The sequence below is a fragment of the Pseudarthrobacter raffinosi genome, from assembly GCF_023913735.1.
In the GTDB taxonomy this organism is placed as follows: domain Bacteria; phylum Actinomycetota; class Actinomycetes; order Actinomycetales; family Micrococcaceae; genus Arthrobacter; species Arthrobacter raffinosi.
Genome location: NZ_JAMXBH010000005.1, coordinates 101,103 through 127,654, shown reverse-complemented (window position 1 = coordinate 127,654; position 26,552 = coordinate 101,103). Strand labels below are relative to the sequence as shown.

Below are 26,552 nucleotides of genomic sequence, written 5' to 3'. Positions count from 1 at the left end.
CGAAGGTGCCGGGGCAGTTGGCGGTCTCTTGGGAGTTCAGTTGCTGACCGGCCCCGTGAAGGGACGTGGGTGCAGGCAGTCGTTCATGGATTCAGCTCCTCCGGCCTTGCGGTCGCCGTGGCAGCGGCCGCGCTGCTGGCCTCGCTCGCAGGCTGCACCAGCGCCCCGGATCCGCCAGATCAGCAGTCCCCGACTGTTCAATCCTCTCCGGCGACGGCGACGGCGACGGCCCCGAAGACGCGGGCCTTTGTTGCTGTGCTGGAAAAGTACAGCGAGGAAATGCGCGCAAGAGGAGCGACGGCCGTCATCATCCAGCTGAAGTCAAGGCTGGGCGAATGGTCCTCGGCCGAAGGCATCCGCAGCCTTGAAACCCAGGAACCCGTGCAGTTGAGTGACCAGACCCATATCGGCGACATCACCACCACCATGGTGGCGGTGTCCGTCATGAAGCTGGTGGAGGAGGGAAAAGTCCTTCTGGATGACCCTATCCAGAAGTACCTGCCGGACTTCGAGAACATCATCAAGCCGCCTGGACCCATCACCATACGCAGCCTCCTCAGCCACCGGTCCGGGATGCCCGACTATTGGGTATCGCCCATCCACATAGTTGACGGGCCCTTCACCCATGAACAACGTGTGTCGTTCGTTGCGGGCATGCCCTGGACCGGCGGATCGGGCAGCCTGTACAGCTACTCCGGCACGAATTATTCGGCGTCAGCCCTCCTCGTCGAGAAGCTGCGGGGCAAGGACATCGGAGAGGTCATTCACGACGACAACGTGGTGCCCTTGGCGCTGCAGGACACCCTGATGACGGGGGAGCAGCCGGGCCCGCAGCGGATGCTCCACGGCTACACCCGGACGGAAACCGGCGAGCTGGAGGACAAAGCGCTCGCTCCTTTCCACACCGGTTCCCCCGACACCGGGATGATTTCCACCGTCCCGGAACTCAACACCTATTTCGCGGCCCTGCAGAAAGGGACCCTGCTGACGCTCCAAAGCGTGCAGGAGATGCATCATCCAAAGTACGAAACGTTCGGCCTTGGCCTTGTGAGGCAGTACGACGAGTGCTCCAATAATGACTATTTTGGCCATGTCGGCGTGGTGCGGGGATATGCGGCACTCGCGCTGATCAGCGCAGACGGGTCCCGGCAGGTGGCCATGGCGGTGGCCCGTGAACCCGTCCCGGACCCCGTTGGTTTCGAAGACTGGCGGTCGCTCGAGATGGCCGAAGCAGCCGTGAACGCGCTCAATCTGGCCTGTTAGCGGGAGGCGAAATAAGGGCGGGGGTACCGAGGTTAGGCTGTACGAGAAGCCGAACCGAGGAGATCCCGTGCACGATGTCACCATCCGCCACAACCCGGAGCGCCAGCGCTTCGAAGTGCTGACCGGCGGGAACGTCATTGGTAAAGCCGTGTACAAGGAGTACGACGGCGGCGGCTCGCCGCAGCGGATTTTCTACCACACGGTGATCAATGAGGAATACGGCGGCCAGGGACTTGCGGGCAAGCTCGCCAAGGTGGCGCTCAATGAAACGGTTGAGGAGGGCCGCGCCATCGTCCCGGTCTGCCCCTTCATCAAGAAGTACGTCCGCAAGCACCCGGATTACGCGGTGGCCGCGGTGGCCATCACGCCGGTGCACCTGGAGTTCTTGAACACCGCATTGGCCCCGCGCGCTCGGGCGTAGCGGTCAGTTGCCGGCCGCGCTCAGCCGAGCCGGGCGTTGACCGCGGAAGCAGAGAAAACTTGGTTCACCAACAGGGAGGACATCCCGCGGATTCCGGCGTCTTCGCCCAGGGCTGCAAGCCGGACGTCAAGGTGACGCGTGGCCCGGGGGAGCGACATGGGGTACAGCGTTTCGCGGATGCCGCCGATCAGCGAGGACGAGGCAAGGTCTCCGGCAATGAGCAGGACTGCGGGGTTAAGCAGGCACACCACGGTGGCCATCACTTCGCCCAGCCGCCGGCCCGCTTCGTGTGTCAGCCGCATGGTGTCGACGTTTCCCGCCAGCAGCTGCTGGCGCACATCCCGCCCTGAGGAAGCCTCGATGCCGAGGCCTGCGAGCTCGCGGGCGATGGCGCCTCCGCTGGCTCCCGCGGCCAGGCAGCCGAAGGACCCGCATTGGCACCGCAGCCCAGCGAAAGCAGGATGGCGGACATGGCCTATGTCGCCCGCGCCGCCGTCGACGCCTTGGTAGATCTGCCCGCCGATGACCAGCCCCGTGCCGATGCCGGTGGAAACCTTCACCAGGCAGAGTGAGGTGACGCCGGCAAAGCCCGCGCTGTATTCGCCGACAGCCATCGCGTCCGCGTCGTTTTCCACCAGGACCGGAACCGGGAACGCGTCCTGGATGAACTCCACGATCGGGTAGGCGTCCCAGCCTGGCATGATGGGCGGCTGGCTGGGCCGGAGGGTGTGCGGATCCACCGGGCCGGGGATGGAGACGCCCACCCCCGAGACCTTCGACGCCGGCGTCTTGGACCGCTTAAGGAGTCTGTGTCCCGCTTCGATGATGCCGTGCAGGACTTTCTCCGGTCCGTCGTCGACCGCAATATCCAGGGGCTCATCGGCCACGATGGCCCCGCTGAGGTCGGTGAGGGCGACGCGGGTGGAGGTTGTTTCAACCGACGCTGAAATCGTGCAGGAGTGCTGGAGGTTGAAGGCCAGGTCAGTGGGGCGGCGTCCGCCGGATGGCCTGGCAGTGCCGGCCTCGCGGATCAGTTCGGCCTTCAGGAGCGCATCCACGCGCTGTGCCACCGTCATGCGGGACATGCCTGTTTCCTCCTGGAGGTCCCCGCGCGTCCGGGCTTTACCCGACCGGATCAGTTGAAGGACGTCCCCTGGTCCCACGTACATCTGCGGCTCCTACGGTTTAAAGGCACTTTGGCAATCCTAGGTGCTCCTGAGGTGGAGGAGGCACAACCTGCTTGCGCCCGTGTCGATTGACTCTGCAGCTAATGCTAGACAGCTAGACAACATTTGGATAGCCTTTAGGCACAAGTCCCGGCTTTGTGACTGCGCTCACGGCCGGGAAGTTTTTCAGTACCTGTTTGCTGGCCCGGCCGAAGCGGTCCGGGCCAGACGGAAACGGGGGCCCAGCGCGCGAATCCGCGGCACCGTTTCCGGGGCCGCCGAAGACAGGAGCATCGAAGTGATGAGAACCAGAGGCCGCTCACAAGTGGCCGTGATTGCGGCAGCGTCGCTGACCATGGCAATGCTGGCAGGCTGCACACCCAACGAAGGTTCGAATGGCGGCCAAACCACTGGCGGCACGCAGGCGATCACCGTCTGGACGGCGGACACCCTGCCGGATCGCGTCGCCAAAACGGAGGAGATCATCGCCAAGTTCACCGCCGCCACGGGCGTTCAGGTTGACCTGGTGGGCGTGCCGGAGGACCAGTTCAACCAGGTCCTGACCTCATCCGCTGCAGCCGGGGACCTCCCGGATGTCATCGGCTCCATTTCACTTGCGCAGGTCCGCACGCTCGCCGCTAACGACCTGGTGGACCCCGCAAGCAACAAGGCGGTCATCGAGAGCCTGGGTGCAAGCACATTCTCCGAGCGGGCCCTCGAGCTGACGCGGGACGGCGACCAGCAGCTGTCGGTCCCCGACTCCTCCTGGCAGCAGCTCCTCTACTATCGGAAAGACCTCTTCGACAAGGCCGGCATTGCGGCACCGAAGACCTATGACGACATCAAGGCAGCGGCGCAAAAGCTGGACACCCCGCAGCTCGCAGGCCTTGCGGCAGCCAATAAGCCCGGCGAGGCGTTTACCCAGCAGACCTTCGAACATATTGCGCAGGGCAACGGGTGTGAAATGGTCAATGCCCAGGGGGACATCACTTTTGACAGCCCCGAGTGTGTGGGTGCCCTTGAGTTCTACCGCGACATGCTGACCCAGTACTCGGTTCCGGGCGCCCAGGATGTGGACACGGTCCGCGCTTCCTACTTCGCCGGCCAGGCAGCCATGGCTATATGGTCCACCTTCATCCTGGACGAGATGGCCGGCCTGCGTGACAACGCCAAGCCCACGTGCCCGGAGTGCGTTGCCGATCCTGCCTTCCTCGCCAAGAACACGGGCGTCGTAACAGGTATCCAGGGACCCGACGGCGAGCAGCCAGCCCAGTTCGGCGAGATTGTGTCCTGGACAGTCATGAAGGACTCTGCCTCGGATTCCGCGAAGAAGTTCGTGGAGTACTTTATGACCGACGGCTATGTTGACTGGCTGTCCATCGCCCCCGAAGGCAGGCTTCCGGTCCGTGCGGGAACGGCGGACAAGCCGACTGAATACTCGGACAAGTGGAAGACCATGCCCGCCGGTGTGGACCGGAAAGAACCTCTGGGCAACTTCTACTCCGAGGACGTCCTTTCAATCCTTGAGCAGGGTCCGGATGACCTGAAGCGCTGGGGCATCACCCAGGGCCAGGGCGACCTGGTGGGCGCAGCCTTGGGCGAACTGCCCATCGCCAAGGCGGTCAGCGACGTCACTTCCGGCGGAGTCGATCCTGAAACCGCAGCCAAGCAGGCCGCGGAATCCCTTCGCTCCATCCAGGGTTCGCTGAAGTGAGTTCGGTCAAAAAAGACGTTCCTGCCGGGCCGGCGGCATCAGCCGCCGGCCCGCGGGGGCGCCGCATGCTTTCACCGATGGCCAGGGAGGAGCAGCGGGCCGGACTTACGTTGCTTTCGCCCACGCTGGTCCTGGTCCTGGTCATGGTGGTTCTCCCGATCCTCTGGACCCTGCTGCTTGCGTTCCAGCGAGTGCGGATCCTGAATATCCGTGCCGCCGGCATCTTCGGCCCGTATACGGTGGCCAACTTCGACAGCGTGTTCTCGAGCAGCTTCTTCACGTCGCTCGGCACTACGCTGGCCTACTCCATCTTCGGCACCGCTGGGGCGATCATCCTGGGGCTGATCGCGGCACTGGCCCTCCGGAAGCCGTTCAAGGGCAGGACCCTGATCCGCGCGTCCATGCTGATCCCTTACGTATCACCCATCGTGGCCGTGACATTTACCTGGACCACCATGCTGGATCCGCAGTTTGGCCTCATCAACTATTGGGGAAAGCAGCTGCTCGGCTGGGAGGAATCCATCCCGTTCCTCAGCGAGCGGGCCAGGGAAGTCTCCTTCCTCGGCCTGAACTTCGAAATCCCCACAGCACTGATTGCCGTTATCGTTTTTGAAATGTGGCGGTCCTTCCCGTTCGCCTTCCTGTTCCTCACTGCCCGGATCAACGCTATTCCGGACAGCTTGGAGGAGGCCGCCAGGGTGGACGGGGCAACCCCCATCCAGCGCTTTGTCCACATCATCCTTCCGCAACTGTTGCCCACCATCGCCATGCTGTCCGTCCTGCGGTTCATCTGGACGTTCAACAGCTTTGATGACATCTACCTGCTCACCGGCGGTGGCGGCGGCACCGAAGTGGTGGCCGTGACCGTGTTCAACTTCCTGACCGCGCGCGGCGATATCGGTGCCGCGTCTGCCCAGGCGCTGGTGCTGGCCGTAATCCTCGGCCTGATGGTCGGAATCTACATCAAATTCTTCGGCAAGAAAGAGGAGGTCTCCTGATGGCTGTCCCCGTCGAAACGAGACGCCCGGCCTCCCCGTCCCGGCCCCCGGAGGGTTCGCGCTGGACGCGGGACGTGATCGAGACCAAGGTCTTCGGTGTGCTCCGCTGGGTAGTGATCGTGGGCCTGGTGCTGGTGACGCTGTTCCCGTTCTACTACATGTTCATCCTCTCCCTCAGGCCCCTTGACTCGCTGCTGCGCGATCCCGGCTCGCTGGCCATTCCGTTCGGCGAACTCGATTGGAGTTCCTACCGCAACATCATGACTCCGCAAGAGGACGGCGGCCAAGGCTTCCTGAGGTTCATGGGCAACAGTGCCATGGTGGCGCTGGGAACGGTGCTGATTTCGCTGCTGGTGGCCATTCCAGGCTCCTACGCCATCAGCCGGCTGAACTTCTTCGGCCGCCGCCAGATCAGTGCGCTGTTCCTGGCCGTGTATCTGTTCCCCAGCATCCTGCTGGCCATCCCGCTGTTCACCTTCTTCACGCGGCTCGGCCTGCGCGGCCAGCTGGTGGCGCTGCTCATCGTGTACGTGGCCCAGGTCATCCCGGTCACCATCTACATGCTGCGCAATTACTTCGACACCATTCCCACCAGCCTGGAGGAAGCCGCGGCCCTGGACGGCTGCAGCAGGCTCGGCGTGCTGCGCCGTATCAGCCTGCCGCTGGCCATGCCGGCCATCATTTCCAACGGCCTGTTCGTGTTCATGATCGCGTGGAACGAGTTCCTCTTCGCCCTGCTGTTCCTGGTGAACACCCGTTCCAACTGGACCGTCTCGCTGGGCCTGTCCCAGCTGGCCGGCAGCATTGAAGTGCCCACCACCGTGCTGATGGCCGGTTCGGTGATCCTCACGCTGCCCATCATCATCATCTTCTTCGCTGCTGAGCGGCTCCTCACCGAGGGCCTCACTGCCGGCGCGGAGAAAGGATAATGGCGGGCGATTCGGCCGCAAGGCCGTCCACTCCGACTACTGGACGCCGTCCTGCCCGGGCAACTGGACAACGGCATGGTGCCGCACATGCGGTACGGCGGCGCCGGCCCGGACACCTGGCTGGGCCCGGCGCCTGCAAACCGCGCCACATTACGCGTTCGGCAGGATCTCGGCCAGCGGGACCCGCCGTTGTTCGAGGGCGGAGAGGGCCACCGCCTCAACCAGCGCCTGGACGTGTACTGCCCGCTCCACATCGACTGTTACCGGGGTGCCCAGCCGGACGGCGTCTGCGAACTCCCGCCGCAGGGCAGGCCAGCATTCGGAGTGGTCCATCCCCTCGGTGGTGTAGTCCAGGCTGCCGGCTGTTGAATAGACGCTGAGCGCGGTTCTGGGCCGGGGCAGCCGAACGGAGCCGGACAGGCACGCCTGGCCGGTGGCGCCGTCACGGTGGAATGTGGTCAGCGTGACATAGTCTTTGCTGCCTTCGGCGCGGACTGCCTGGATCGGTCCGGCGGCGAGTTCCATGAGGTCCAGCAGGTGCGGGCCCAGGTCGTACAGCACGCCCAGCTCGTCGCGCCAGCCTTGGCTGGCTTTGCCGGCCGGGAATCCGGTGTTGAGGAATCCTCCGTCAAGGAATCCGCCGTGGAGGTACGTGCCGGTGATGCCGAGGACGGCCGCTTCGCTGCGCAGTTCCGTCGCCTCCGCGAGGAAGCTGCGGGTCCGTTGGTGGTAGCGCTTGGTAAGGACGACGGCGTTTGCCGCCTTGTTGCGGCGTACGGCGTCCGCCACGGCTACTGCCTGCTGCAAGGAGGCGCCCAGCGGTTTCTCGAGCAGGAGTGCCAGGCCGGCGTCGGCGGCGCGTGGGGCCAGTTCGGCCTGCACCGGGGGCGGCACGGCGAAGTCGACGGCCTCGCAGGACGCGAGCAGCTCTTCGAACGTGCCGAAAGCCCGCACGCCGTGCTTCGCTGCAAGCGTCTCGGCGGTGCTCCCGCTCGCGGACCACACGCCTGCAAGTTCGGTCTCGGCGCCTGCGCTGTGCAGTGGTGCGTGCATGGTTGCGGCCCATTGGCCGGCGCCCACCAGCCCGACTTTCACAGCCGGATAGCAGGCAGGGGATTGACTCGCGGAGGCGTCGGAAACCATGTGATGAAGATACTGCAGATTCTGCCTAACGTCTATACACAAGTAGGCTAGTTGTTATGCTAATGTCGTTTGCATCACAGTCCTAGCCACCTCACCTACCTAAGGATCGATCCGAAGTGTCCCGCTTCCTCCGCATGGCCGCGCCGCGCAGCGTCGCCGTGATCGACCAGCCTTCCGTTCCGCTCGAAGCCGGTCAGGCGCGGGTGCGGACCATCTATTCCGGCATCTCGGCGGGCACCGAGCTCACTGCCTACCGCGGCACCAACCCCTACCTGACATCCATCTGGGACCCCGCGTCGCGGCTGTTCGAGCCCGGGCTGGAGGCCCCTGGGTATCCGCTGGATGGCTGGGGATATTCCGAAGTCGGCGAAGTGGTGGAGCTGGCGCCACCCGCAGGACAGGCGGTGGACACCGTTGATGCCGATCCTCCCGTGCAGGTGGGCGACATGGTCTGGGGGATCTGGGGCCACCGGGACGAGGGCGTTCTCGCGGCAGAATCACTGCGGGGCCACGTGCTGCCGGAAGGGATGGATCCCCTCGCCGGCGCGTTCGTGCGGGTTGGCGCAATCGCCCTGAGTGCCGTGCTGGCCGCGGACCTGGGCCCCGGCTCCACCGTGGCCATCTTTGGCCAGGGCGTCATCGGACTGCTTGCCACCCGCTTCGCAGTGCTTAACGGGGCAAAGGTGATCGCCGTGGACGGAATCCAGGCCCGCCGCCGGCGTGCCCTCGAATGGGGTGCCCTGCATGCCCTCGGCCCCGCCCCGGAACTGGCAGGGGACATCCGGCGCATCACCAGCGGTGCCGGCGTGGATGTGGCCATCGAGCTCAGCGGAAACTACCGTGCACTGCACGAAGCCACCCGGGCGGTAGGTGCCGACGGCACCGTCATCGCCGCCGGCTTCTATCAGGGCGAAGCCGCCGGTGTCCGGTTCGGTGAGGAGTTCCACCATAACCGGGTTCAGCTCCTCGCTTCCCAGATCGGCTCCGTTCCTAACCGGCTCCGCTCCCGCTGGACCGTGCCCCGGCAGCAGCAGACCGTGGTGGACCACCTCGCGGACGGCCGGGTGAACGCGCCGGCGCTGGTAACCCACACCTTTTCCCTGGCGGATTCCGCCAAAGCCTACGAACTCCTGGACACGGACCCGGAGTCCGCCCTCCAGGTGGTATTGGAGTTCCCATGACCCTCATCACCGTCCAGGAGCAGCACCTGCCCGGTACCAGCCTGGAAGAGAAATTCGACCAAGCGCTTGCCTGGGGCTTCGACGGCATCGAACTGCGGTCCGCCGGCGGGCTGCGGTTCCAGGCGCGCCTGCCGGAACTGCGCCGGGCCCGGGATGCCGGTGTGGTCATGCCTACCGCCTGCGTGGAGATGCCCCACTTTGTCGGAGCCTTCGACGACGAACTGCGGAAGGACGCCGTCGTCCAGCTCAAATCGCAGCTGAGCGTTATGGCCGAGATCGGCGGCCGGGGCGTCATGACGCCGGCCTCCTACGGCATGTTCTCCAAGCGCCTTCCTCCATTCATCCCGTCGCGCTCCGAGGAAGAGGACACCGCCGTGCTGGTGGAATCATTCACGGAGCTTGGCGAGCATGCGGCCGCCGAAGGGGTGGTGATCTATCTTGAACCCCTGAACCGCTATGAGGACCACATGATCAACACCCTCGCCGACGGCGTGCGGCTGCTGACGCTTGTGGGCCTGGACGCCGTACGCCTGGCTCCGGACACCTATCACATGAACATTGAGGAAAGCGACCCTGCAGCGGCCCTCCAGGACGCCGCCGGATACATCGGCCACATTCAAGCAAGCGATTCCAACCGCCTCGAACCCGGTGCCGGGCACATCGACTGGGCCCTCTTTGGTGCGACGCTGAAATCCATCGGCTACCAGGGCACAGTGGCCCTGGAATCCCGGCTGTCCGGACCGGCGGAGGAAGTCCTTCCCCGGGTGCCCTCCCTGTTGGGGCGATACCTGTGACGGCCGTTTCGGGGACCAGCGACGGCGGGTCATCAGTAGTGGCCGAGCTGATCGCCGCGCGCTCCACGGCGGTGCTGGAGGCCAACTGGCGCACGACCCACACGGTTCCGGCCGCCGGCCTCTATCCCCACCAGTGGAGCTGGGATTCGTCCTTCATTGCCATGGGCCTCAGCCGGATCTCACCCCGCCGCGCGGGCCAGGAGATGGATGCCCTCTTCGCCGGCCAGTGGGATGACGGCCGGCTGCCGCAGATCATCTTCGATCCCCACCGGGACGAGGACTACGCCCCGGGGGCATCGTTCTGGCAGTCCCGCCTCATTCCCGGCTCCCCGAAGCAGGTGGAGACAGCAGGCTTGGTCCAGCCGCCAAACCATTCGTGGGCTGTCTGGAAAATCCACCAGGCCGACCCCGCCGAATCCCGCCGCCGGTCCTTCCTGGAGCGGAACTATTCCAAGCTGGTCCACTGGCACGAATACCTGTCCGGCCGCCGCGACCGCGGCGGGTCCGGCTTGGCCTGCATCGTGCACCCCTGGGAGTCCGGCACGGACAATTCGCCGCTGTGGGACACGGTGATGAAACGGATCCCGACGGACAACAAAACCGATCTGAACCGGCCCGACCTGCAGCACGCCGACGCCGGCGAGCGGCCCAGCCAGAAGGAGTACGGCAAATACTTCTGGATGGCTGAGCGCTACCGGGACCACGGCTGCGACGACGCCGATGCGGACTACCCGTTCCTGATGGAGGATCCGCTGTTCAACACGCTGCTGGCGGTGTCGGAGCTGGCCCTGGCGGACATTGCCGCCGAGGTGGGCCTGCCCGGCGAGGCCCACCGAAACCGGGCGCAACAGATCACCGAAGCGCTGGAGGACCTGTACGTCCCGGAACTGGGCTGCTACTCAGCCCGCGACATCACCGATGGAACAGTGGTCAAGAAGGCGACCATCAACGGCCTGATCCCGCTCCTGCTGCCTGGACAGGTCCACACCGACGCCCTGCTGGAGACCCTGAACGGACCCCGCTTCATGGACGGGCGCGCCCTGATGGTGCCCAGCTACGATGCCACGGCCGTGGACCACAATCCGGCCCTGTACTGGCGCGGCCCGGCCTGGTTCAACATGTCCTGGATGGTCGCGGAGGCGCTGGACAGGCTTGGCCACACCGACCAGGCGGCGTTCCTTCGGGGCAATATCGGCAGGCTCGCAGCGGAGCACAACTTCCCCGAGTACGTAGACCCCTGGACCGGAGCCGCGCACGGGACCCGCAGATTCAGCTGGACCGCCGCGCTGGCCCTGGAAACCACCTATCATCGGAGCACGCCATGACCGCCGTTGCACCCCCGTCCGCCGCCTCGGTCCTCGTGGCCCACGGCGCCATGATGCGCGGCGCTGCCGACGGAAGCGTGGGCCGGGCAGACGCACCCGCGCAGGGAACCGAAGGCCTCTACATTGCCGATACGCGCCTGCTGTCCCGTTGGATCCTGGAGATCAACGACTCCACCTTCTGGGATGTGGGCAGCGTCCGTGAACCGGGCCGCCGCGAGACCGCCCTCAGTCCGGCGGCACGGCGGAACCAGACGCACGACCTCTTCGTCCTCCGGACCCAGGAGCTGGACGCCGGAGGCCTCACCGATACCCTGCGCATCCGCAACCTTGGCCGGGAGCCAATCACCGCCCGCCTGGTCCTGCGGGCCGGCACAGACTTCGCGGACCAGTTCACCGTCCGCACCGACGGCCGGATCTTCGATCTCAGCGCCGCCGCCAGCAGCATGGACGTCCACGACGACGGCTCGCTGGCCTTCGATTACAGCCACACTTTCCGGGGCCGGACCTTCCAGGCCGGCGTCCGCCTGGCCGCGAGCATCCCGCCAACGGTCCGCAGGGAGCCTGCCGACGGGCGCTTCGTCGGCGCCGCCCTGTCCTGGGATCTGGCGCTGGCAGCGGGCGAGACGCAGGCCCTGACTGTTTCTGCGGTCGCCAGTGGCGGGCAGGCACCCCCGACGGTTCCGGCCGCCGTCGTACGTTCCGGCGATGGGCTGACCGCCTTGGCGCGCCAGAGCCTGAAAGACCTTGATTCGCTGCTGATGCCCTGCCCCGTCAAGCCCGAACTGACCATCCCCGCGGCCGGGCTGCCCTGGTTCCTCACGCTCTTCGGCCGGGATTCCCTGCTGGCGTCGATGCTCACGCGTGAAGAATGCCCGCAGCTGCTGGGCGATGTGCTCCGCGCGTTGGCTGCAACGCAGGGAACAGCGGATGATCCGGCGCGGGTGGAGCAGCCAGGGAAGATTGTCCACGAGGTGCGCGTGAGCGAGCTGGCCCAGCTGGGTGCCGTTCCCTACGGCCGCTACTACGGCACGGTGGACTCCACCCCGCTGTTCCTGATGGCGATGGGGCAAGTGGAGGATCCCGTGCTGCTCCGCGACCTGGAGCAGCCCGCCCGGGCCGCCGTCGAGTGGATCCTCGGCGACGGCGGCCTGAAGGACACCGGGTTTGTTCGCTACACCCCGGACCCCGCGGGCCTGCTCCACCAAGGCTGGAAGGACTCGTTCGACGCCGTGGCCGGAGCCGACGGCCGCGAACCGGTGGGCGCCATCGCCCTTGCCGAAGTGCAGGGCTACACCTGGCGCGGCCTCAGGGAATGCGCCCGCCTTGCAGCCGAGCAATGGGATGACCAGGCCTGGGCAGGCACCCTTCACGGGCTCGCCGAGGAGCTGAAGCTCCGGTTCCGGGACGCGTTCTGGATGGACAACCAGAACTTTCCCGCCCTGGCCGTGGACGGTGAAGGCCAGCAGGTTGACGCGCTGGCTTCCAATGCCGGCCACCTGCTGTGGGCGGGGATCCTCGATGCCGACGACGCCCGTGCGGTCGCTTCCCGGTTGCTCCGGGACGATTTCTTCACCGGGTGGGGGATCCGGACCCTCGCCGAAGGCCAGCACTATTACCACCCGATGTCCTATCACAACGGCTCCGTCTGGCCGCATGACAGCATGCTGGCCGCGGAGGGAATGGCAGCCTACGGGCTGACCGACCAGGCACGGGCCGTGGCAGCGGGGATCCGGGAGGCGGCCGCGCACTTTGGCAACAGCTTGCCGGAACTGTTCGGCGGGTTCTCGCGGGCGGATTTCCCTGTGCCGGTTACGTACCATCACGCAGGTTCGCCGCAGGCCTGGGCTGCGGCCGCGGGCCTGGCCGCTGTCCGCCTGACCAGTAGCTTCGAGCGGGCGGACTAGGAAAAGCGCACGGGGTGCGATGCCGCCACCGGGCTTATCGTGGAAGTATGGACTCTCCAAAGGCGCAGCTGTACTTGGATATCACAGCTAAAGGCCTGTGCCTGCTGGGCGTCGCGCTGATGATCTTCGGCCAGGGTGGATGGTTCTACGTGGGCGTCGCCACCGTGGTCCTGGGCGTGCTGTTCATCGGCGCCTCGCTGATGGCCACCCGCAACCTGCGGCACAGGGGATGGGACGGCAGAAACCGGCCAACAGCCGGATAGCCCGCCCCACCCCCTCGCCCGCCAGTCCCGCCGGAGCCACACGGAGCGGCACCCAGTCCTCGCCGACGGTAGCGTCCCTAGGCCTGGGCCGGGTCCAGTGGCCGGGGAGCGATCGGCTGGTCGTTGGCCGTCAGGTCGATGCCCATGTCCTTGGCGAAGACCAGCCGGGTGTCCTTGTAGATTCCGGGGTGGTTCTCATCCAGCTCAAAGACCCGGGCGCCGCGCAGGCGATTCCGTTCAGCGCCGGGGAGCCCATAGGCGCCGAAGCCGGTTCCGGGGGCGTAGCCGAGCTGCACCCCGTAGTAGTTGCCCACGTAGGTATTGACGTGATCGTGGCCCACAAAGTAGCCGAGCACATCCCCGCGTTCCAGGAAGGCGCTGAACAGGCCGGAGTTGATGGGGCCGGGGCACTCGTCCTCGTTCCGTTCGCCGACGATGTTGTGCTTCGTGCGGGCCCGGGTGTGATCGGCGTCCGTCCGCGAGTCGAGGCTGGCGAACCACATGTTGCGGTGCTCGTGGAGCGCAATGTGGCCCCACATGAGGGAGGGGACCTTCTTGCCGTACTTCTGCTCGGTGGCGATGGACAGGCTGCGGTACCAGGTGACCTGGTCCATGCGTACCCAGTCCCAGTCGGGGTAGCCTTCGAAGTCCTGTCCATTGATGGCGTCCGGGGCATATCGGCCGGTGTCGATGAGCCACAGGCCGAAGGCCGGCTCCTTGGACTTGGCCGACTGCACGAGCAGCAGCGAGTTCGACGTCCCGGTGAGCCCCGGCGTGGAGTCGCCGTTCATGTTGAATTCGTAGGTCTGCAGAAACTGCAGCATTTTGGCCTCGGTCATGCCCGTCCGTGCCACGGAATCTTCGTCGTGGTTGCCGAACGTGACGGCCCAGGGGATCTGCCGGTGCTCCATGGGCTGGACCACGTGGTTGAGTGCCTGCTTGACCTCCAGCTCAGAGTCGCAGCCGCCGTTGATCACATCGCCGTTGATCACCACGAAGTCCGGCTTCTCCGCGTCCAGGGTCTTGTCCATGAGCTCGATGGTGCGGCGGTCCGTTTGCTCGTCGTCCTGGGTGTCGTTGAACTGGATCACTTTGAAGCCGCCGTCTGGGCGGAATGCGAGGGTGGGCTTGGGTGCCTTCGCTCCCGGTGCCGCGTAGCTTCCGGCTGCTGCGGCCACTGTCAGTCCCAGCGCGCCAAGGGTTCCGGCGGCGGCCAGCGCGGCCCGCCGGCTGAGGGTGGGCTGGTGGATTCCGGTGGTCATCGATGCCTCTTTCACTGATGCGGCCGTACCTCCGGCCGTCGATCCTGCGACAGTACGCAAGACAGGTATCGGGTTCCGGAACACTTGGTGAACGCCACATGCGGGACTCGCTGAATATCGGCTCCCTCCACCTACGATTGCGGCATGTCAACTTACGAAGTCACTCGCAGCGCCCTTATTCCTGCCCCTGCGGAACACGTGTTTCCGCTGGTCAACAGCTTCCTGGAGTGGACCAAATGGTCGCCCTGGGAGAACGTGGACCGGGAACTCAACCGCTCGTATTCGGGCAGTGACGCCGGTGTGGGGGCCAAGTATGCCTGGAGCGGCAACCGCAAAGCAGGCAGCGGAAACATGGAGATCGTCGAGTCGGATGCTCCCCGGAGTATCAAGGTCCGCCTTGAGTTCACAAAGCCGTTCAAGGCTGTGAATCCCACCACGTTTACGTTCACACCGGCCGACGGCGGGACCCAGGTCACGTGGCGGATGACCGGCGAGAACAAGGGGCTCGCGAAGATTTTCGCCATGATCGTGAACATGGACAAGATGGTCGGCGGCGACTTCGAGCGCGGGCTGGCCGCCCTCTCGGCCGCCGCGACGGTCAACAAGGCTTGACCCGGCGCTGCTGACGCCGGCGCTTGCCCGGCGTCAGCCGTTGAGGATCTGCTCGCGCAGAATATCGGCGTGCCCGCAATGCTGGGCGAACTCCCGCAGCACATGCAGGTACACCCAATGCAGCGGGAGCGGGCCGCGGCGGTTGCCGCGCAGCACGTCGTCGAGCTCCAACAACGACGTCGCCTCGCGCGATGCCTCGCAAGCCTCCCGGTGCGCGCGACGGACGCTGGCGATGGTGTCCTGGTCCGTGAGGATGAACGACTCGTCAGGTGTTGGGCGCGCACGGGCTGGCGGATGGCGTTCTCGGCGAACGCGGCTGAAGGAGCAGACATCCCCGAAGTATTGCAGGCAGGGGTCGCGGGCAATGCGCCGCTCGCTGGGGAAGGCCCGACGTCGGCCGCTCACCCATGGTGATCGCCGCGCCGCGCGCCTATGGTGAAGTCATGTCTGATTCCTTTTCGTCCTTCGTGGACACCTTCAAAAACATTGGCGTCACCAAGGCCTATGGCCCGGCCGTCCAGGTGGGCGGGGAAGAAATCATCCCGGTTGCACTGGTGTCCTTCGGGTTCGGGGGAGGCGGCGAAGCCGGTGACGGTGCCTCCGGCGGGGGTGGCGGCGGAATGGTGCTGCCGCTGGGTGTGTACCGGACCGTCGGCGGCCGCGCGGCGTTTCGCCCCAACACAGTGGTCACCCTGATGTGCCTGGTCCCGGTGATCCTGGCCGCCGGCGCAGCTGGGGCCCGGGCTATCCGCGCCGCGCAGTCCTAGCCGTACTGCCCGGTCAGAAGCCTGCCCCGCAGCCTGCCCAGAAGCCCGCCTGACCGGAGGGGCGACTAGCCGGAGACTCTGCGGTCGCGCGCCTGGCGTGCCAGCCGGATGAATCCATAGACGAAGACGGCCTCGATCAGCACCATCAGCCCGAGCAGCAGCCACTGCCCCTGCGCGATGAAGACCACCGCGCCGGTGAGGACCAGCATGGTTCCCAGCGCCAGCGCGTACACGGCGAAGCCGAGGGCCACTTTGGCGCTGCGCACACCCGTCCGGAAGCCAAAGCCCACCGGTTCGCCGCCGGGATAGCCGGCCACACGGTCCGGGACTGCGGGCTTGAGCCTGTCGAATTCCGCCCAGGGATCCGGGTCCTGATTGCTCATGCTTCCATTATCCCGCGGTTCCCGGCCCACTTGCGGCCGACGGATTCTGCTCAATCATTCGACGGCGGCATGCGGGCCGCCCCGGAAATCCAGCCCTGCCGACAGGGTGGGAGTGGATGATTGAGCAGAATCCGACGCGAGGCCCAGGCGCGCGGGGTTGCTCGATCAGGTTTGGTGGCTAAACCACCTGGTTGGGGACCAGAAGTGACAGGTCAACCGGGGTGAGCGGCTCGTAGATGGCGGGTTCCTGGTGGGTAACCACGACGGCGTCGCTCACCACGTCTGCCAGCCGGCCGTGGCGCGCGTAGGCCTGCCGCTGCAGCCTGGCGCCGGTTCCGTTGGCGAAGATCCGGTGCAGGGATTCCTCGACGTAGGCTGCATCGCCCGCCTCGACCAAGGCGTCGCGGACATGGTGGTGGAGCGCGGCGATGACATTGCGCGCGGACTCCGGCTTGTGGGTCAGCGGGTGGAGCAGTTCGCCCTGGATTCCCCACCGGCTGGCCAGCCAGGCCCCCTGGCGCAGGATGATGGCCGGAACCATGTCCGGCTCCTGGCCGGATTTCCATTCCCGGGCAGCGGTCTCCACCAGGCCCCGCACCAGGGCGGCGATCAGGACGGTGTCGCGGGGATCGAGGCAAACATCGGATACCCGGATCTCCACGGTGGGGTGGCGGGCGGAGAGGCGGGCGTCAAAATCAGGGTTGTTGACTACGCCCGTGGCAGCCAGGTCCGCCACGCGCTGGTGGTAGGCCTGCGCCGAGCCGAAGATTTCCGTCGGCCCGGCCGAGGACCAGCGATTCCAGGCCTGCGTGCGGAAGCTTGCATAGCCGCTGTCAGCGCCGTCCCAGAACGGTGAATTGGAGCTTAACGCCATCAGCGGCGGCAGCCAGGACCTGATCCGGTCCAGGATTGCGACGCCTTCCTCATCGGAGTCGACGGAGACATGGATGTGGCATCCGCAGGTCAGCTGCTCACGGGCTGTCAGGGCGAACTTTTCCAGCAGCGCGTCATAGCGGGGGTTGCTGGTGGAATGGGGTGTCACTGCCAACGGGGACGTGGCAAGCGCGGCGATTCTGGCGCCGACTTTCCGGGCAAGCGAGTCCGCGTAGGCGCGGCCTGACAGGATTTCGGCGGAGAGTCCGCTCAGGGTGCTGTGCGGGTGGGTGATCACTTCGAGCTGTTCCTGGTGAAGCTCGACGGCGAGCGCCGGGTGCGTGGAAAGGTCCGCCGGTTCGCCCGGGTCCTGGAGGCGCAGCAGGTCTGCTGCCAGGGGCAGGGGACTGCCGTTGGAGGGATCAACGATCAGGAATTCTTCTTCAACACCAAAAGTACGCACTAGCTAAGTGTGCGGCAACAACAGCGGCCCCGGATGCCATACTTGTTCCCGGCATCCGTGGGGCCTCCGGGAGGGACGCTCGAAGCGGTAGAAATCCCCTATATCCGCGAGTGCCCTTTCAGTTCCATAATGGCCACATAGGCTTCGGGGATCCTCTCGCTGATGATGGCTGGCGCGGCGCAGGAGAGTCCCAGGTGGCCGCTCCGGCACTTGGCGTAACGGGCGGCCACGCGGCACCGGACAACGGGGTTCCGGAACCGCCTCCGGGGGAGAGCATCGCCATCAACGCGAAAGCAAGGCACAAAGGAAATCATCATGCTCAAGGATCGAACCGTTATGGCTGTTCTCGCTGCGAAGGACATCAACAGGGCGAAGGATTTCTATCGGGACAAGCTGGGGCTGGAACCGTCCGATTCCATGGAGGACGACAGCCTGTTTTACAGCGGCGGCAACGGAACGGGTTTCCTGATTTACCAGACGGAGAATGCCGGGACGGCCAAGAACACCCAGATGGGCTGGGAAACGGACAACCTCGAAGCCGAGATGGAGGAACTGCGGGGCCGCGGGGTCGTCTTTGAAGACTACGATTTCCCCGGCCTGAAGACGGAGAACGGCGTTGCGGATAACGACTGGGGGAAGTCCGCCTGGTTCCTGGACAGCGAAGGGAACATTCTCAACATCTCCCAGCGCAAGTAGCCAGCCGCAGGGCTGATTGGCGCACGAAGGGGCCGCACTTGCCGCGAAGGCAGGTGCGGCCCCTCGCGCCACGCTCAGGAATAGCGCGTCACGCTCAGGAATAGAATGGGTGCCATGGGCTCCGTTGACATTCCTTGGCCGATCTTCCTGAGCCGGACCGCGGCTGCCTGCAACATGTGATCGATGTTGCAAGGGCCGTTGTGCCGGAGGCCGAGCAGGGGATGAGCTACGGGATGCCGGCCCTGAAATTTGAGGGAAAGCCTCTCGTGGGCGTCGTCCGGGCAGGCAAGCACCTCTCCGTCTTCCCGTTTTCCCCGGCGGTGATTGACGCCGTCGCCGGCCGGCTTGAAGGGTACTCCCTGTCCAAAGGGACCATCCGGTTCACGGCGGCGCATCCCCTCCCCAACGACGTGCTGGAGGACATCGTCCGGCTGCGCCGTGCCGAGATCCTCAAGTAGGGCCGGCGCCGATCAGTGTTTGGACAATTCCGGAAGCAGCCCGAGCTGTCCCAGGAAGTCCATCTGGTCAAAGTAGAAGTGGTGCGATGTGATCTGGCCACCCTCCACCCTGGCGATGTCGCAGCTTCTGACCCTGACCTGTTTGCCCGTGGCCGGCAGGGTTTCGCCGGAAGGCAGGCTCAACGGCCCGGTGTTGGTTCCGGCGACGAAACCCTCATCGATAGCCACATTCCCGGCCCCATGCTTATCGGCGTACTCATACGTGACGTCCGGCAGCGCTTCCCAGAAATGGAAGAGGTAGTTGGTGATTCCCTCCCGCCCGGTGAGCTCGCCTTCATCAGGAGTAAAGGCCACGGCGTCCTCGGCGTAGCACCCCGCTAGTGTTTCCTTGTCCTTTGCTGCCATGGCCGTGGTTAAGCGGTCCATGACCTCGCGTGCCTGTCCCATTTCGACCTCCATGTGTTGAGGGCGGCCGCACGGAAGCGTGGGCCGCTTCGTGATTTGTCCCTGCAATCACAGGCGCCATTTTAAGTACACGTCCGCCGTAGAGGAGTGTCAACGAACGGGGATGCCCTCTGTGAATACCGCGGAGGAAGAGGCAGCCAATGGGCACGGAAACAGTTGAGGCAGTTCTCCATGACGGCTCAACCATCCCCGTCACGGTTCAGGGAGACGGACCCGGAGTCCTCCTGCCGGTCAGCCTGGCGCCCCACACCGCGGCGGAGGCGGAGACGCTGCGCCAGTGGGGCGGGGACCCGGACCTGGGACCAAACCTCATCAACGGACTGGCACCAACCAACCGGGTGATAGCCGCGTACTACGAAGCGCACCGCATGGCCCACCCGGCGCCGCAGACGCTTCACCCCGGGGAACATCGCGAAGGATCTGCTGGCAATTGCCGATGCCGCCGGCGTCGACCGTTTTGCCTACTACGGCTACTCCTGGCTGGCGCTGTGCGGCCTGCAGCTCGCACTCCGCACCGACCGTCTGCGGGCGCTCGCCTTGGGCGGGTTCCCGCCGCTCGAGGGTCCGTACCGAAGCATGCTGGCCGTCACCCGCGCCCCGCACGCCATGTCCGTGGAAAAGGCCGGCGAACCGGCAGGCCAGGTCACGGAACCTGAACCGGGCGACTGGGATTCGGTGTCGGTCCAGACCACCGAGGCGCAGACGCAGCAGTTCGTCACCCTGTACGAAGCGCTGCAGGACTTTGACGATTCCGCCGCAGTGCTCCCGGGGGACCTGCCCAAACTCGCGTTCGCCGGCGCCGAGGACCAGATTGACTACAAACCGGTCTGGGGCGGAGTGCGGGTGTCCATCGGGGAGCCCCTGGCGAGGCATCAAGCGTCCCTGACCAAAGCCGGGTGGGACGTCCGCGTCCTGCCGGGCCTGGATCACATGGGCGCGATGCACAGTATCGACCATTCCTGGCCGGCAGCGACCCGCGGATCATTGCCGTGGACGCCAACCATGAAGTGGTGGGTCTCGCCGACTCGGGTCCCGCACGGGATGAGGACGGCCCGGAGGCGCTGGAACTGTATTCGCTGTACACACTCCGGCGGACGCACGGAAGCGGGCTGGGGGCCGCGTTGCTGAGCGCGGCCATCGGTGAGAGTCCGGCTTATCTCTGGGTGCTGGAGAACAATCCCCGGGCGCAGGCCTTCTACCTCAAACACGGCTTTCGCCCTGACGGCACGCGCGGCCAGCTGCCACCCGAGTGGGAAGAGCTGCCCAAAATCCGCATGGTCCGTCCGGCGAGGGCCCGGTCATGACTATGCGGACAGGATCCTTACCGGATAAGGGGTTGCTACCGCGCTGGGCCAGGATCGCCGTCGCCGTTTATCTGGCGGTGACGGTTGCCGCTGTCGGGGCTTCGCTCGTCACCGGTTCCTTCGAAACGGGGCTGGATGCCGTGTTCCGGGAGCGGCTGTGGCTGGCCGTGGTGGTTCTGACGCTGCCCGTTTCGGCGGCGTATTTCGCCGTGGTCTTCCTCCTTGATTCGTCGGGTCCGCCGCCGCAGGGTGGGTTGAGGCCGACGACGGTTATCCACTACCTGGGATTCCTCGCCCTTGCGGTGGTCAACGCAGCGCTCTTCCGGTGGATGGTCCTGAGCATCCGGAAGCCGGTTCCAGCCGCCAGGCCTCTCGCTATGCCTCAGGTTCCGGGGGTGACAATTCACGGGGTCACCCGGAACGTTCGGCACCTCTGGTGGACCGTGCCCCTCGCTGTCCTGCTGAGCTTTCCGCAGTGGCTCGTGGCGGGTCTTGCCTGGTGCGGGATCAGCGGCTGCAGCGGTGGAGGCTTCGGGGTGTCCACCGGTACCGAATGGTTGGCGGTCACCATGAGCGTGGTGAACGGGTTGATTCTCACGGTGGCTGTTTTTGCAGTGCGCTGGCTGTATCCCACGCGGAGGCGCGCCCTCATTGCCCTGGCGGCCGGAACGCTGTTCGGGCTTCTGGGGGCTGCCGTCACGCACGGGTAGCACCGCAGGACGGTGAGTGAACGGCCCTCGGCAACGCCGTCAATCGTAGGTACGGTTGCGTCATGCAAAAGATATCGATTGAGGCTTTGGCCCGTCAGCAGATCGCTGCCGCTGTTGCGGCACCGAGCGGGCGGGCAGCCGATACAGCGTTCGGCGGGCATGAGAAGAAACTGCGCCAGACCGTCATGGCCTTCCGTGCCGGCACGCAGCTCAGCGAGCACCAGAACCCCGGCGAGGCAACGGTCTACGTGCTGAAGGGATCGGTCTGGCTGAGGGCTGGCGGGGAGTCGTGGCAGGGCAAAGCCGGAGACCTGCTGATCGTGCCGGACGGGCTGCACAGCCTGGAAGCGGAAGAGGACTCGGCGGTGCTGTTCACGGTGGTCAAGACCGACCGGTAGCGCTGGGCTGGTTAACTGGCAGGAAAGTCGAGAGAAGGAGCACCCATGTCCGGTTTGCCCGCATCACCGAAACTACGGGTGAGTCTGCCCAGCCAGAACCTGGTGGACGCACTCGAGCCGTCCGCCGGCGTCGAACTCTTCCTGTGGGACCTGACCGGCCCGGCGCCGGCGGAGCAGTTCGACATTGTGGTGCCGCCCTACATGGGCGGGGTGGGGGCGCTGGCTGCGCTGGACTCCGTGGGCGTCGGCCTGGTGCAGAGCCAGCTGATCGGTTACGACGGCGTCGAGGCGGTGCTGCCCGCGGGGTGCCTTTTCGCCAACGCGGCGGGAGTGCATGAGACGTCGACGGCGGAACTTGCGTTGGGCATGATCATCGCCAGCCAGCGGGGGATCCCGGACTTTGTGCGGAATTCGGCGACGGGAACCTGGGACCACCGCGAGCGCCCTAGCCTGGCCGACAGGCGGGTGCTCCTGGTGGGTTATGGGGGAGTGGGGAAGGCGGTTGAGGCCCGGCTGCTGCCGTTCGAGACCGAGGTGACGCGGCTGGCCAGCCGCGGCCGCGACGATGAGGGCGGCAGGATCCACGGGATTGATTCCCTGTATGAGCAACTGCCGCTCCACGACATTGTGGTGGTCAGTGTTCCCCTGAGCGAGCAGACCCGGCACCTGGTTGACGCCCGGTTCCTGGCGGCGATGCCGGACGGCGCACTGCTGGTGAACGTGGCCCGCGGGCCGGTGGCCGATACCGAGGCATTGCTGCGCGAGACGTCGTCCGGCAGGCTCCGGGCCGCCCTGGACGTGACGGATCCGGAACCGCTGCCGCGCGATCATCCCCTGTGGACCGTGCCCGGTGTCCTCATCACCCCGCACGTGGGCGGGGCCAGCTCGGCCATGCTGCCGCGGGTGGCGCGGCTGATCCGGAAGCAAATCGGTTTGTTGCAGGCCGGGCAGGAGCCGGTGAACGTGGTGCTGGGCGGGCTTGCTGGGCGTTAGCGGCGGCCTGCGCATTCCGGGGGCGAGCCGTGTCCAGGCCTTTTCTCCAACGAATTGCGCCTAGCATGGCGCTGGTAGGCGCATCCACTATCTCCGAGTTGAAGGCCAGAGGCCCGGAAGCTATCCGTGACTTACGGAATGCGGTCCGATTGACGGGTGCCATGCCGCCCCACTGAATTCCTCACTGATTTCGCAATCCCGAGGAATCGCACATTTTTCGCGGTGCCGGACCTTTATCTTCAACCACTTAAGGATCCAATGCGCAACCGCTATCTAATCCCTGCCCTGACCGCTGCAACAGCACTCATGCTTTCGGGTTGTGTGGACAACAGCGCGCCGGCGGCGGCGGATAAAGCGTCTGCTTCCGCGGACACCGCAGTCCAGAAGAATGAGGAACTTGCGGCTTTGCTGCCGGAGAAAATGAAATCCGCGGGCGTCCTGAACGTGGGCATGGCCAACAATTACCCGCCCAACGAATTCAAGGATGGCAACGGCGCCCCGGCCGGCTGGTCGGTGGACCTCACCAATGCGTTGGGTGCCTCGCTCGGGCTGAAGGTCAACTTTGATATCGGCACGTTCGACAACATTCTGCCGTCCGTCAAGGCGGGCAAGGACGACATGGGCATGTCGTCGTTCACCGACACCCTGGAACGCGAAAAGCAGGTGGATTTTGTGAACTACTACTCGGCGGGCATCCAGTGGGCGGCGCCGAAGGGCAAGACCGTGGACCCGGACAACGCCTGCGGCCTGAAGGTTGCCGTCCAGGCCACCACCTATGAGGACACCCACGAGGTGCCGGCCAAGTCCAAGGCGTGCACGGATGCGGGCAAACCCGCGATTGAGATCTTCAAGTACGACGCGCAGGACCAGGCCACCAACGCCCTGGTGGTGGGCCAGGTGGACGCCATGAGTGCGGACTCGCCGGTGACCCTCTACGCGATCTCGCAGACAAAGGAGAAGCTGCAGACCGCGGGGGATGCCTTTGAAGTGGCGCCCTACGGGATTCCGGTGGACAAGGGGAGCGCGTTCACCCCGGTGCTGCAGAAGGCGCTGCAGGCCCTGATCGACGACGGCACCTACAACAGGATCCTGTCCAAATGGGGCGTGGAAAGCGGCGGCGTGAAGACGGCGGCGCTCAACGTGGCGTCGTCGGCCAAGTAACCAGCCGTGACTCTTCCCAAACATGCCGCCGTGGCGCGGCCCAACCCCGCAACCGGCGGAACTCAAGCGCAGGGGGACGCCATTGTGGCCGTTCCCCTGCGCCACCCCTGGCGGATCTCGATCGCCGTCGTCCTGGTGTTCCTGCTGGCGCTGTTCATCGTGGATGCGTCGCAGCGGCCCGACTACGGCTGGGCGGAGGTGGGCAAGTACCTCTTCGACCGCCGGATCAGCCAGGCGGCCTGGGTGACCCTGACGCTCACCATTTACGCCATGATCGGCGCTATCGTCCTGGGGCTCCTTCTGGCCATCATGCGGCTCTCGCCGAACCCGGTGGTCAAGAGCATCGCCTGGCTGTACCTGTGGATCTTCCGCGGGACCCCGGTCTACGTCCAGCTGGTGTTCTGGGGCATCGTGGCGCTCATCTACCCCGTGTTCACCATCGGGATACCATTCATGACGCCGTGGATCACCATTCCCAACGACGTGTTCACCAACCTCTACATCACCGCGGTGATCGGACTGGCGCTGAATGAGGCCGCCTACATGTCCGAGATTGTCCGCGCGGGACTGCTGTCCGTGGATGAGGGCCAGGAGGAGGCGTCGACGGCGCTCGCCATGTCATGGGGCCAGACCATGCGTTACGTGGTGGTTCCGCAGGCCATGAAGATCATCATTCCGCCCACAGGCAATGAGGTGATCTCCATGCTCAAAACCACCTCGCTCGTAGCGGCCATTCCGCTCAGCATCGACCTCTACGGGGTGTCCCGCGGCATCTCCGCGGTGACCTTCACCCCCGTTCCGCTGCTCATCGTGGCATCGATCTGGTACCTCCTGTTCACGTCTGTCCTGATGGTGGGGCAGCACTTCATCGAGAAGCGTTTCTCACGCGGAACGGGACGGCGGCAGGCGGGACCGGCGTCGGAAAGTGATCCTGGGGCGGCGGCAATGACTGCTGCGCCAATGGGCAATGATTTGGGAGGCAAAGGATGAGCGCTACTCCGATGGTGACCGCGGACCGGATCTCCAAGAGCTTCGGTTCCAACAACGTGCTGCGCAGCATCAGCCTGGAAGTGCAGGCCGGTGAGGTGCTGTGCATCGTGGGGCCCAGCGGCTCCGGCAAGTCCACTTTCCTGCGCTGTATCAACCACCTTGAAAAGATCGACGCCGGCCGGCTCTTCGTGGAGGGGCAGCTGGTGGGTTACCGGCAAAAGGGCGACAAGCTTCATGAGCTCAAGCCCAAGGAAGCAGCGCTCCAGCGCCGCGACATCGGCATGGTGTTCCAACGGTTCAACCTGTTTCCGCACATGACGGCGCTGGAAAACATCATCCAGGCGCCGATGCGGGTCAAACGCATTCCGAAAGCCAAGGCCACCCTGCGTGCCATGGAGCTGATGGAGCGCGTCGGGCTGGGGGACAAGGCGGATCACTACCCGGCGCACTTGTCCGGCGGGCAGCAGCAGCGCGTGGCCATCGCCCGGGCCCTGGCCATGGATCCGAAGCTGATGCTCTTCGACGAACCGACCAGTGCCCTAGACCCGGAGCTCGTGGGTGAGGTCCTGGACGTTATGAAGGAACTGGCCACGAGTGGCATGACCATGATCGTGGTGACCCACGAGATGGGCTTTGCCCGCGAAGTGGCGGACTCCATCGCCTTTATGGACGGCGGCGTGGTGGTCGAGGCGGGCCCGCCCCGTGAGCTGCTGGGCAATCCCCAGCAGGACCGGACCAAGGCGTTCCTCTCAAAGGTGCTGTGAAGGAGCGGCGCCCAAGAGCGTCTGGAATGCTGTTCGCATGACGATCAGCTTTGAATGGCGCGAAGACCAACGCTGGTCTATCCGGCTGCGCTAACAGCGCTGGCCGGTCAGCCAGAGAGCTGGATCCAATTGGCACGAAGGATTGTCGCGTGAACAACACTTTGGAGGCCATCCGGAACGCCGTGCTGAGTGCATCGGCCGTTGGTGGCATCAGGATAGTCGGCATTGCTGGGCCTTCCGGGTCCGGCAAGAGTGCGTGGGCGGGGAAATTGGCCCAATTGCTGTGAATCGCAGTGGTAAGTGGCGGTGTTTTTGCAGCGCTAAATGGCAGCCCTGGTGCACCTAAGCCGATCCTTACCGGGCGCTCCACACTCGGGCGGTGCTGGATCTTATGGGACCTTGCCAAGGTGCCTTGACAGGTTGCCGTCGTAAGGACACGCTGACGTTATGGCGAGATACAGCGGCGGGCCAACCGTCCATAGGGCAATGAAGGGGCCTCGATCCACGGGAGCGTCCATGTCGAGCCCACAGAGCTGGAAGGCGGAGGTAATCGCCACCCTGAGGGCTATCCAGCAGGTCCGCCAGACGTGCGACCACACCGAACTCACGACCGTGAAGTACGCACGGAAGGCGGGCCTGTCCTGGGCAGAGATCGCCACCGCTCTCGGGGTCACGCGCCAAGCGGCATGGGAGCGGTGGCATGAAATCGACGAGACCCTGCCCAAGAGCGACGCGTGGGGCCCCTTCTCACTGAACGACACGGTGCCCGAGCGCTTTCGCGGCTCCGGGCAAAGCACCGTCGCTGGCACCTCTGATCCCACATTTTCGCAGCGCTAAATGTTGCGCGCGTTGGAGCTCGCGGTAGACAGTGGCGCGTGAGACGTCGGAGAGCGTCCTGTCGTTTAGGTTTGGGCAAATCTCCATATCGGAGCAATCAGACGGAGTTGGACGAACCGACGGCCGGAGACTGAATCACTCCGCCCTCTAACTGGGCATTTTCCGGTATCGCGTATGCGGCGTCACCGGGGAGCAGCCACCAATATTGGCGCTCCGCATCGCCCGCCGGGTTCGTTGGACGATTCACCGGGCGGCTAAGGCAAGATCTGAAACTAATTTGTGGCCACCAGCTGGTTATCTTCTTCTGATCGTTTC

At 65.3% G+C, this 26,552-nt stretch carries 29 protein-coding genes; 22 read left to right on the top strand and 7 right to left on the bottom strand.

The window, feature by feature from the left end; all coding sequences use genetic code 11:
* Positions 1-69 precede the first annotated feature (69 nt).
* Positions 70-1,263 (top strand): serine hydrolase domain-containing protein, encoded by a 1,194-nt coding sequence (locus NG698_RS06165; RefSeq protein ID WP_252608844.1) that lies wholly within the window; start codon positions 70-72, stop codon positions 1,261-1,263.
* 67 nt (positions 1,264-1,330) lie between these two features.
* Positions 1,331-1,684, top strand: a complete 354-nt coding sequence (locus NG698_RS06160; RefSeq protein WP_252599354.1) for a GNAT family N-acetyltransferase — start codon at positions 1,331-1,333, stop codon at positions 1,682-1,684.
* A gap of 20 nt (positions 1,685-1,704) precedes the next feature.
* Here NG698_RS06160 and NG698_RS06155 read toward each other — a convergent pair whose 3' ends face one another.
* Positions 1,705-2,853 (bottom strand): ROK family transcriptional regulator, encoded by a 1,149-nt coding sequence (locus NG698_RS06155; protein ID WP_252599353.1) that lies wholly within the window; start codon positions 2,851-2,853, stop codon positions 1,705-1,707.
* Between the two features lie 298 nt (positions 2,854-3,151).
* Here NG698_RS06155 and NG698_RS06150 point away from each other — a divergent pair, with 298 nt between their 5' ends.
* The 3 genes from NG698_RS06150 to NG698_RS06140 are packed head-to-tail and all read left to right on the top strand — an operon-like array spanning position 3,152 to position 6,491.
* Positions 3,152-4,564: an ABC transporter substrate-binding protein gene (locus tag NG698_RS06150; protein ID WP_252608843.1), complete on the top strand. Its 1,413-nt coding sequence runs from the start codon at positions 3,152-3,154 to the stop codon at positions 4,562-4,564.
* On the top strand, positions 4,561-5,562 hold the full coding sequence (locus NG698_RS06145; RefSeq protein ID WP_252608841.1) for a carbohydrate ABC transporter permease: 1,002 nt from the start codon (positions 4,561-4,563) through the stop codon (positions 5,560-5,562). Before NG698_RS06150 ends, NG698_RS06145 begins: the two co-directional genes overlap by 4 nt.
* Positions 5,562-6,491, top strand: a complete 930-nt coding sequence (locus tag NG698_RS06140) for a carbohydrate ABC transporter permease (protein WP_252599350.1) — start codon at positions 5,562-5,564, stop codon at positions 6,489-6,491. Before NG698_RS06145 ends, NG698_RS06140 begins: the two co-directional genes overlap by 1 nt.
* A gap of 150 nt (positions 6,492-6,641) precedes the next feature.
* Here the strand turns inward: NG698_RS06140 and NG698_RS06135 are convergent, their stop codons facing one another.
* Positions 6,642-7,634, bottom strand: a complete 993-nt coding sequence (locus NG698_RS06135; RefSeq protein WP_252608839.1) for a Gfo/Idh/MocA family protein — start codon at positions 7,632-7,634, stop codon at positions 6,642-6,644.
* 116 nt (positions 7,635-7,750) lie between these two features.
* Between NG698_RS06135 and NG698_RS06130 the strand changes: the two genes are divergently transcribed.
* Genes NG698_RS06130 through NG698_RS06110 form a run of 5 tightly spaced genes read left to right on the top strand, consistent with a single transcriptional unit; the run spans position 7,751 to position 13,101 of the window.
* Positions 7,751-8,815, top strand: coding sequence for a zinc-dependent alcohol dehydrogenase (locus NG698_RS06130; protein ID WP_252608836.1), 1,065 nt, complete (start codon positions 7,751-7,753; stop codon positions 8,813-8,815).
* Positions 8,812-9,609 (top strand): sugar phosphate isomerase/epimerase family protein, encoded by a 798-nt coding sequence (locus NG698_RS06125; protein WP_252599347.1) that lies wholly within the window; start codon positions 8,812-8,814, stop codon positions 9,607-9,609. The genes NG698_RS06130 and NG698_RS06125 overlap by 4 nt, the downstream gene beginning before the upstream one ends.
* Positions 9,606-10,934 carry an MGH1-like glycoside hydrolase domain-containing protein gene (locus tag NG698_RS06120; RefSeq protein ID WP_252599345.1) on the top strand — a complete coding sequence of 443 codons (1,329 nt, stop codon included), beginning with the start codon at positions 9,606-9,608 and terminating at the stop codon, positions 10,932-10,934. The genes NG698_RS06125 and NG698_RS06120 overlap by 4 nt, the downstream gene beginning before the upstream one ends.
* Positions 10,931-12,838, top strand: a complete 1,908-nt coding sequence (locus NG698_RS06115; protein ID WP_252608834.1) for a glycogen debranching N-terminal domain-containing protein — start codon at positions 10,931-10,933, stop codon at positions 12,836-12,838. Before NG698_RS06120 ends, NG698_RS06115 begins: the two co-directional genes overlap by 4 nt.
* A gap of 47 nt (positions 12,839-12,885) precedes the next feature.
* Entirely contained in the window at positions 12,886-13,101 is a 216-nt protein-coding gene (locus tag NG698_RS06110; RefSeq protein WP_252599342.1) for a hypothetical protein, read from the top strand.
* Positions 13,102-13,178: 77 nt separating this feature from the next.
* Here NG698_RS06110 and NG698_RS06105 read toward each other — a convergent pair whose 3' ends face one another.
* Positions 13,179-14,363, bottom strand: a complete 1,185-nt coding sequence (locus NG698_RS06105) for a metallophosphoesterase family protein (protein WP_252608831.1) — start codon at positions 14,361-14,363, stop codon at positions 13,179-13,181.
* Between the two features lie 144 nt (positions 14,364-14,507).
* Here NG698_RS06105 and NG698_RS06100 point away from each other — a divergent pair, with 144 nt between their 5' ends.
* Positions 14,508-14,975: an SRPBCC family protein gene (locus NG698_RS06100; protein WP_252599339.1), complete on the top strand. Its 468-nt coding sequence runs from the start codon at positions 14,508-14,510 to the stop codon at positions 14,973-14,975.
* Between the two features lie 33 nt (positions 14,976-15,008).
* Here NG698_RS06100 and NG698_RS06095 read toward each other — a convergent pair whose 3' ends face one another.
* Positions 15,009-15,380, bottom strand: coding sequence for a mycothiol transferase (locus NG698_RS06095; protein WP_308216164.1), 372 nt, complete (start codon positions 15,378-15,380; stop codon positions 15,009-15,011).
* A 38-nt stretch (positions 15,381-15,418) separates the two neighbouring features.
* On the opposite strand from NG698_RS06095, the gene NG698_RS06090 reads away from it, so the two are divergent.
* The gene (locus NG698_RS06090; RefSeq protein ID WP_252608828.1) at positions 15,419-15,742 is read left to right on the top strand and encodes a hypothetical protein; all 324 of its coding nucleotides are present in this window, start codon (positions 15,419-15,421) and stop codon (positions 15,740-15,742) included.
* A 65-nt stretch (positions 15,743-15,807) separates the two neighbouring features.
* Here the strand turns inward: NG698_RS06090 and NG698_RS06085 are convergent, their stop codons facing one another.
* Both NG698_RS06085 and NG698_RS06080 read right to left on the bottom strand, forming a co-directional pair.
* Positions 15,808-16,125: a hypothetical protein gene (locus tag NG698_RS06085; protein WP_141139649.1), complete on the bottom strand. Its 318-nt coding sequence runs from the start codon at positions 16,123-16,125 to the stop codon at positions 15,808-15,810.
* 178 nt (positions 16,126-16,303) lie between these two features.
* On the bottom strand, positions 16,304-17,461 hold the full coding sequence (locus NG698_RS06080) for a glutamate--cysteine ligase (RefSeq protein WP_252599335.1): 1,158 nt from the start codon (positions 17,459-17,461) through the stop codon (positions 16,304-16,306).
* Positions 17,462-17,776: 315 nt separating this feature from the next.
* On the opposite strand from NG698_RS06080, the gene NG698_RS06075 reads away from it, so the two are divergent.
* Both NG698_RS06075 and NG698_RS06070 read left to right on the top strand, forming a co-directional pair.
* Positions 17,777-18,157, top strand: coding sequence for a VOC family protein (locus NG698_RS06075; protein ID WP_252608826.1), 381 nt, complete (start codon positions 17,777-17,779; stop codon positions 18,155-18,157).
* Positions 18,158-18,333: 176 nt separating this feature from the next.
* Entirely contained in the window at positions 18,334-18,615 is a 282-nt protein-coding gene (locus tag NG698_RS06070; protein WP_252608824.1) for an iron chaperone, read from the top strand.
* A gap of 12 nt (positions 18,616-18,627) precedes the next feature.
* Here NG698_RS06070 and NG698_RS06065 read toward each other — a convergent pair whose 3' ends face one another.
* Entirely contained in the window at positions 18,628-19,062 is a 435-nt protein-coding gene (locus tag NG698_RS06065) for a nuclear transport factor 2 family protein (protein ID WP_252608821.1), read from the bottom strand.
* 914 nt (positions 19,063-19,976) lie between these two features.
* On the opposite strand from NG698_RS06065, the gene NG698_RS06060 reads away from it, so the two are divergent.
* From NG698_RS06060 to NG698_RS06025, 8 genes are all read left to right on the top strand, one after another.
* Entirely contained in the window at positions 19,977-20,384 is a 408-nt protein-coding gene (locus NG698_RS06060) for a GNAT family N-acetyltransferase (protein WP_308293018.1), read from the top strand.
* On the top strand, positions 20,381-21,094 hold the full coding sequence (locus NG698_RS06055; protein ID WP_252608816.1) for a hypothetical protein: 714 nt from the start codon (positions 20,381-20,383) through the stop codon (positions 21,092-21,094). The genes NG698_RS06060 and NG698_RS06055 overlap by 4 nt, the downstream gene beginning before the upstream one ends.
* A gap of 62 nt (positions 21,095-21,156) precedes the next feature.
* Positions 21,157-21,492, top strand: a complete 336-nt coding sequence (locus NG698_RS06050; RefSeq protein ID WP_056346835.1) for a cupin domain-containing protein — start codon at positions 21,157-21,159, stop codon at positions 21,490-21,492.
* Positions 21,493-21,537: 45 nt separating this feature from the next.
* Complete coding sequence (locus tag NG698_RS06045) at positions 21,538-22,485, top strand: 2-hydroxyacid dehydrogenase (protein ID WP_252608814.1); 948 nt, start codon at positions 21,538-21,540, stop codon at positions 22,483-22,485.
* 258 nt (positions 22,486-22,743) lie between these two features.
* The gene (locus tag NG698_RS06040) at positions 22,744-23,646 is read left to right on the top strand and encodes an ABC transporter substrate-binding protein (RefSeq protein ID WP_252608811.1); all 903 of its coding nucleotides are present in this window, start codon (positions 22,744-22,746) and stop codon (positions 23,644-23,646) included.
* A 30-nt stretch (positions 23,647-23,676) separates the two neighbouring features.
* Positions 23,677-24,636: an amino acid ABC transporter permease gene (locus NG698_RS06035; protein WP_252608916.1), complete on the top strand. Its 960-nt coding sequence runs from the start codon at positions 23,677-23,679 to the stop codon at positions 24,634-24,636.
* Positions 24,633-25,400: an amino acid ABC transporter ATP-binding protein gene (locus NG698_RS06030; RefSeq protein ID WP_305887088.1), complete on the top strand. Its 768-nt coding sequence runs from the start codon at positions 24,633-24,635 to the stop codon at positions 25,398-25,400. The genes NG698_RS06035 and NG698_RS06030 overlap by 4 nt, the downstream gene beginning before the upstream one ends.
* 516 nt (positions 25,401-25,916) lie before the next feature.
* Complete coding sequence (locus tag NG698_RS06025; protein ID WP_252608809.1) at positions 25,917-26,237, top strand: hypothetical protein; 321 nt, start codon at positions 25,917-25,919, stop codon at positions 26,235-26,237.
* The last annotated feature ends 315 nt before the right edge of the window (positions 26,238-26,552 follow it).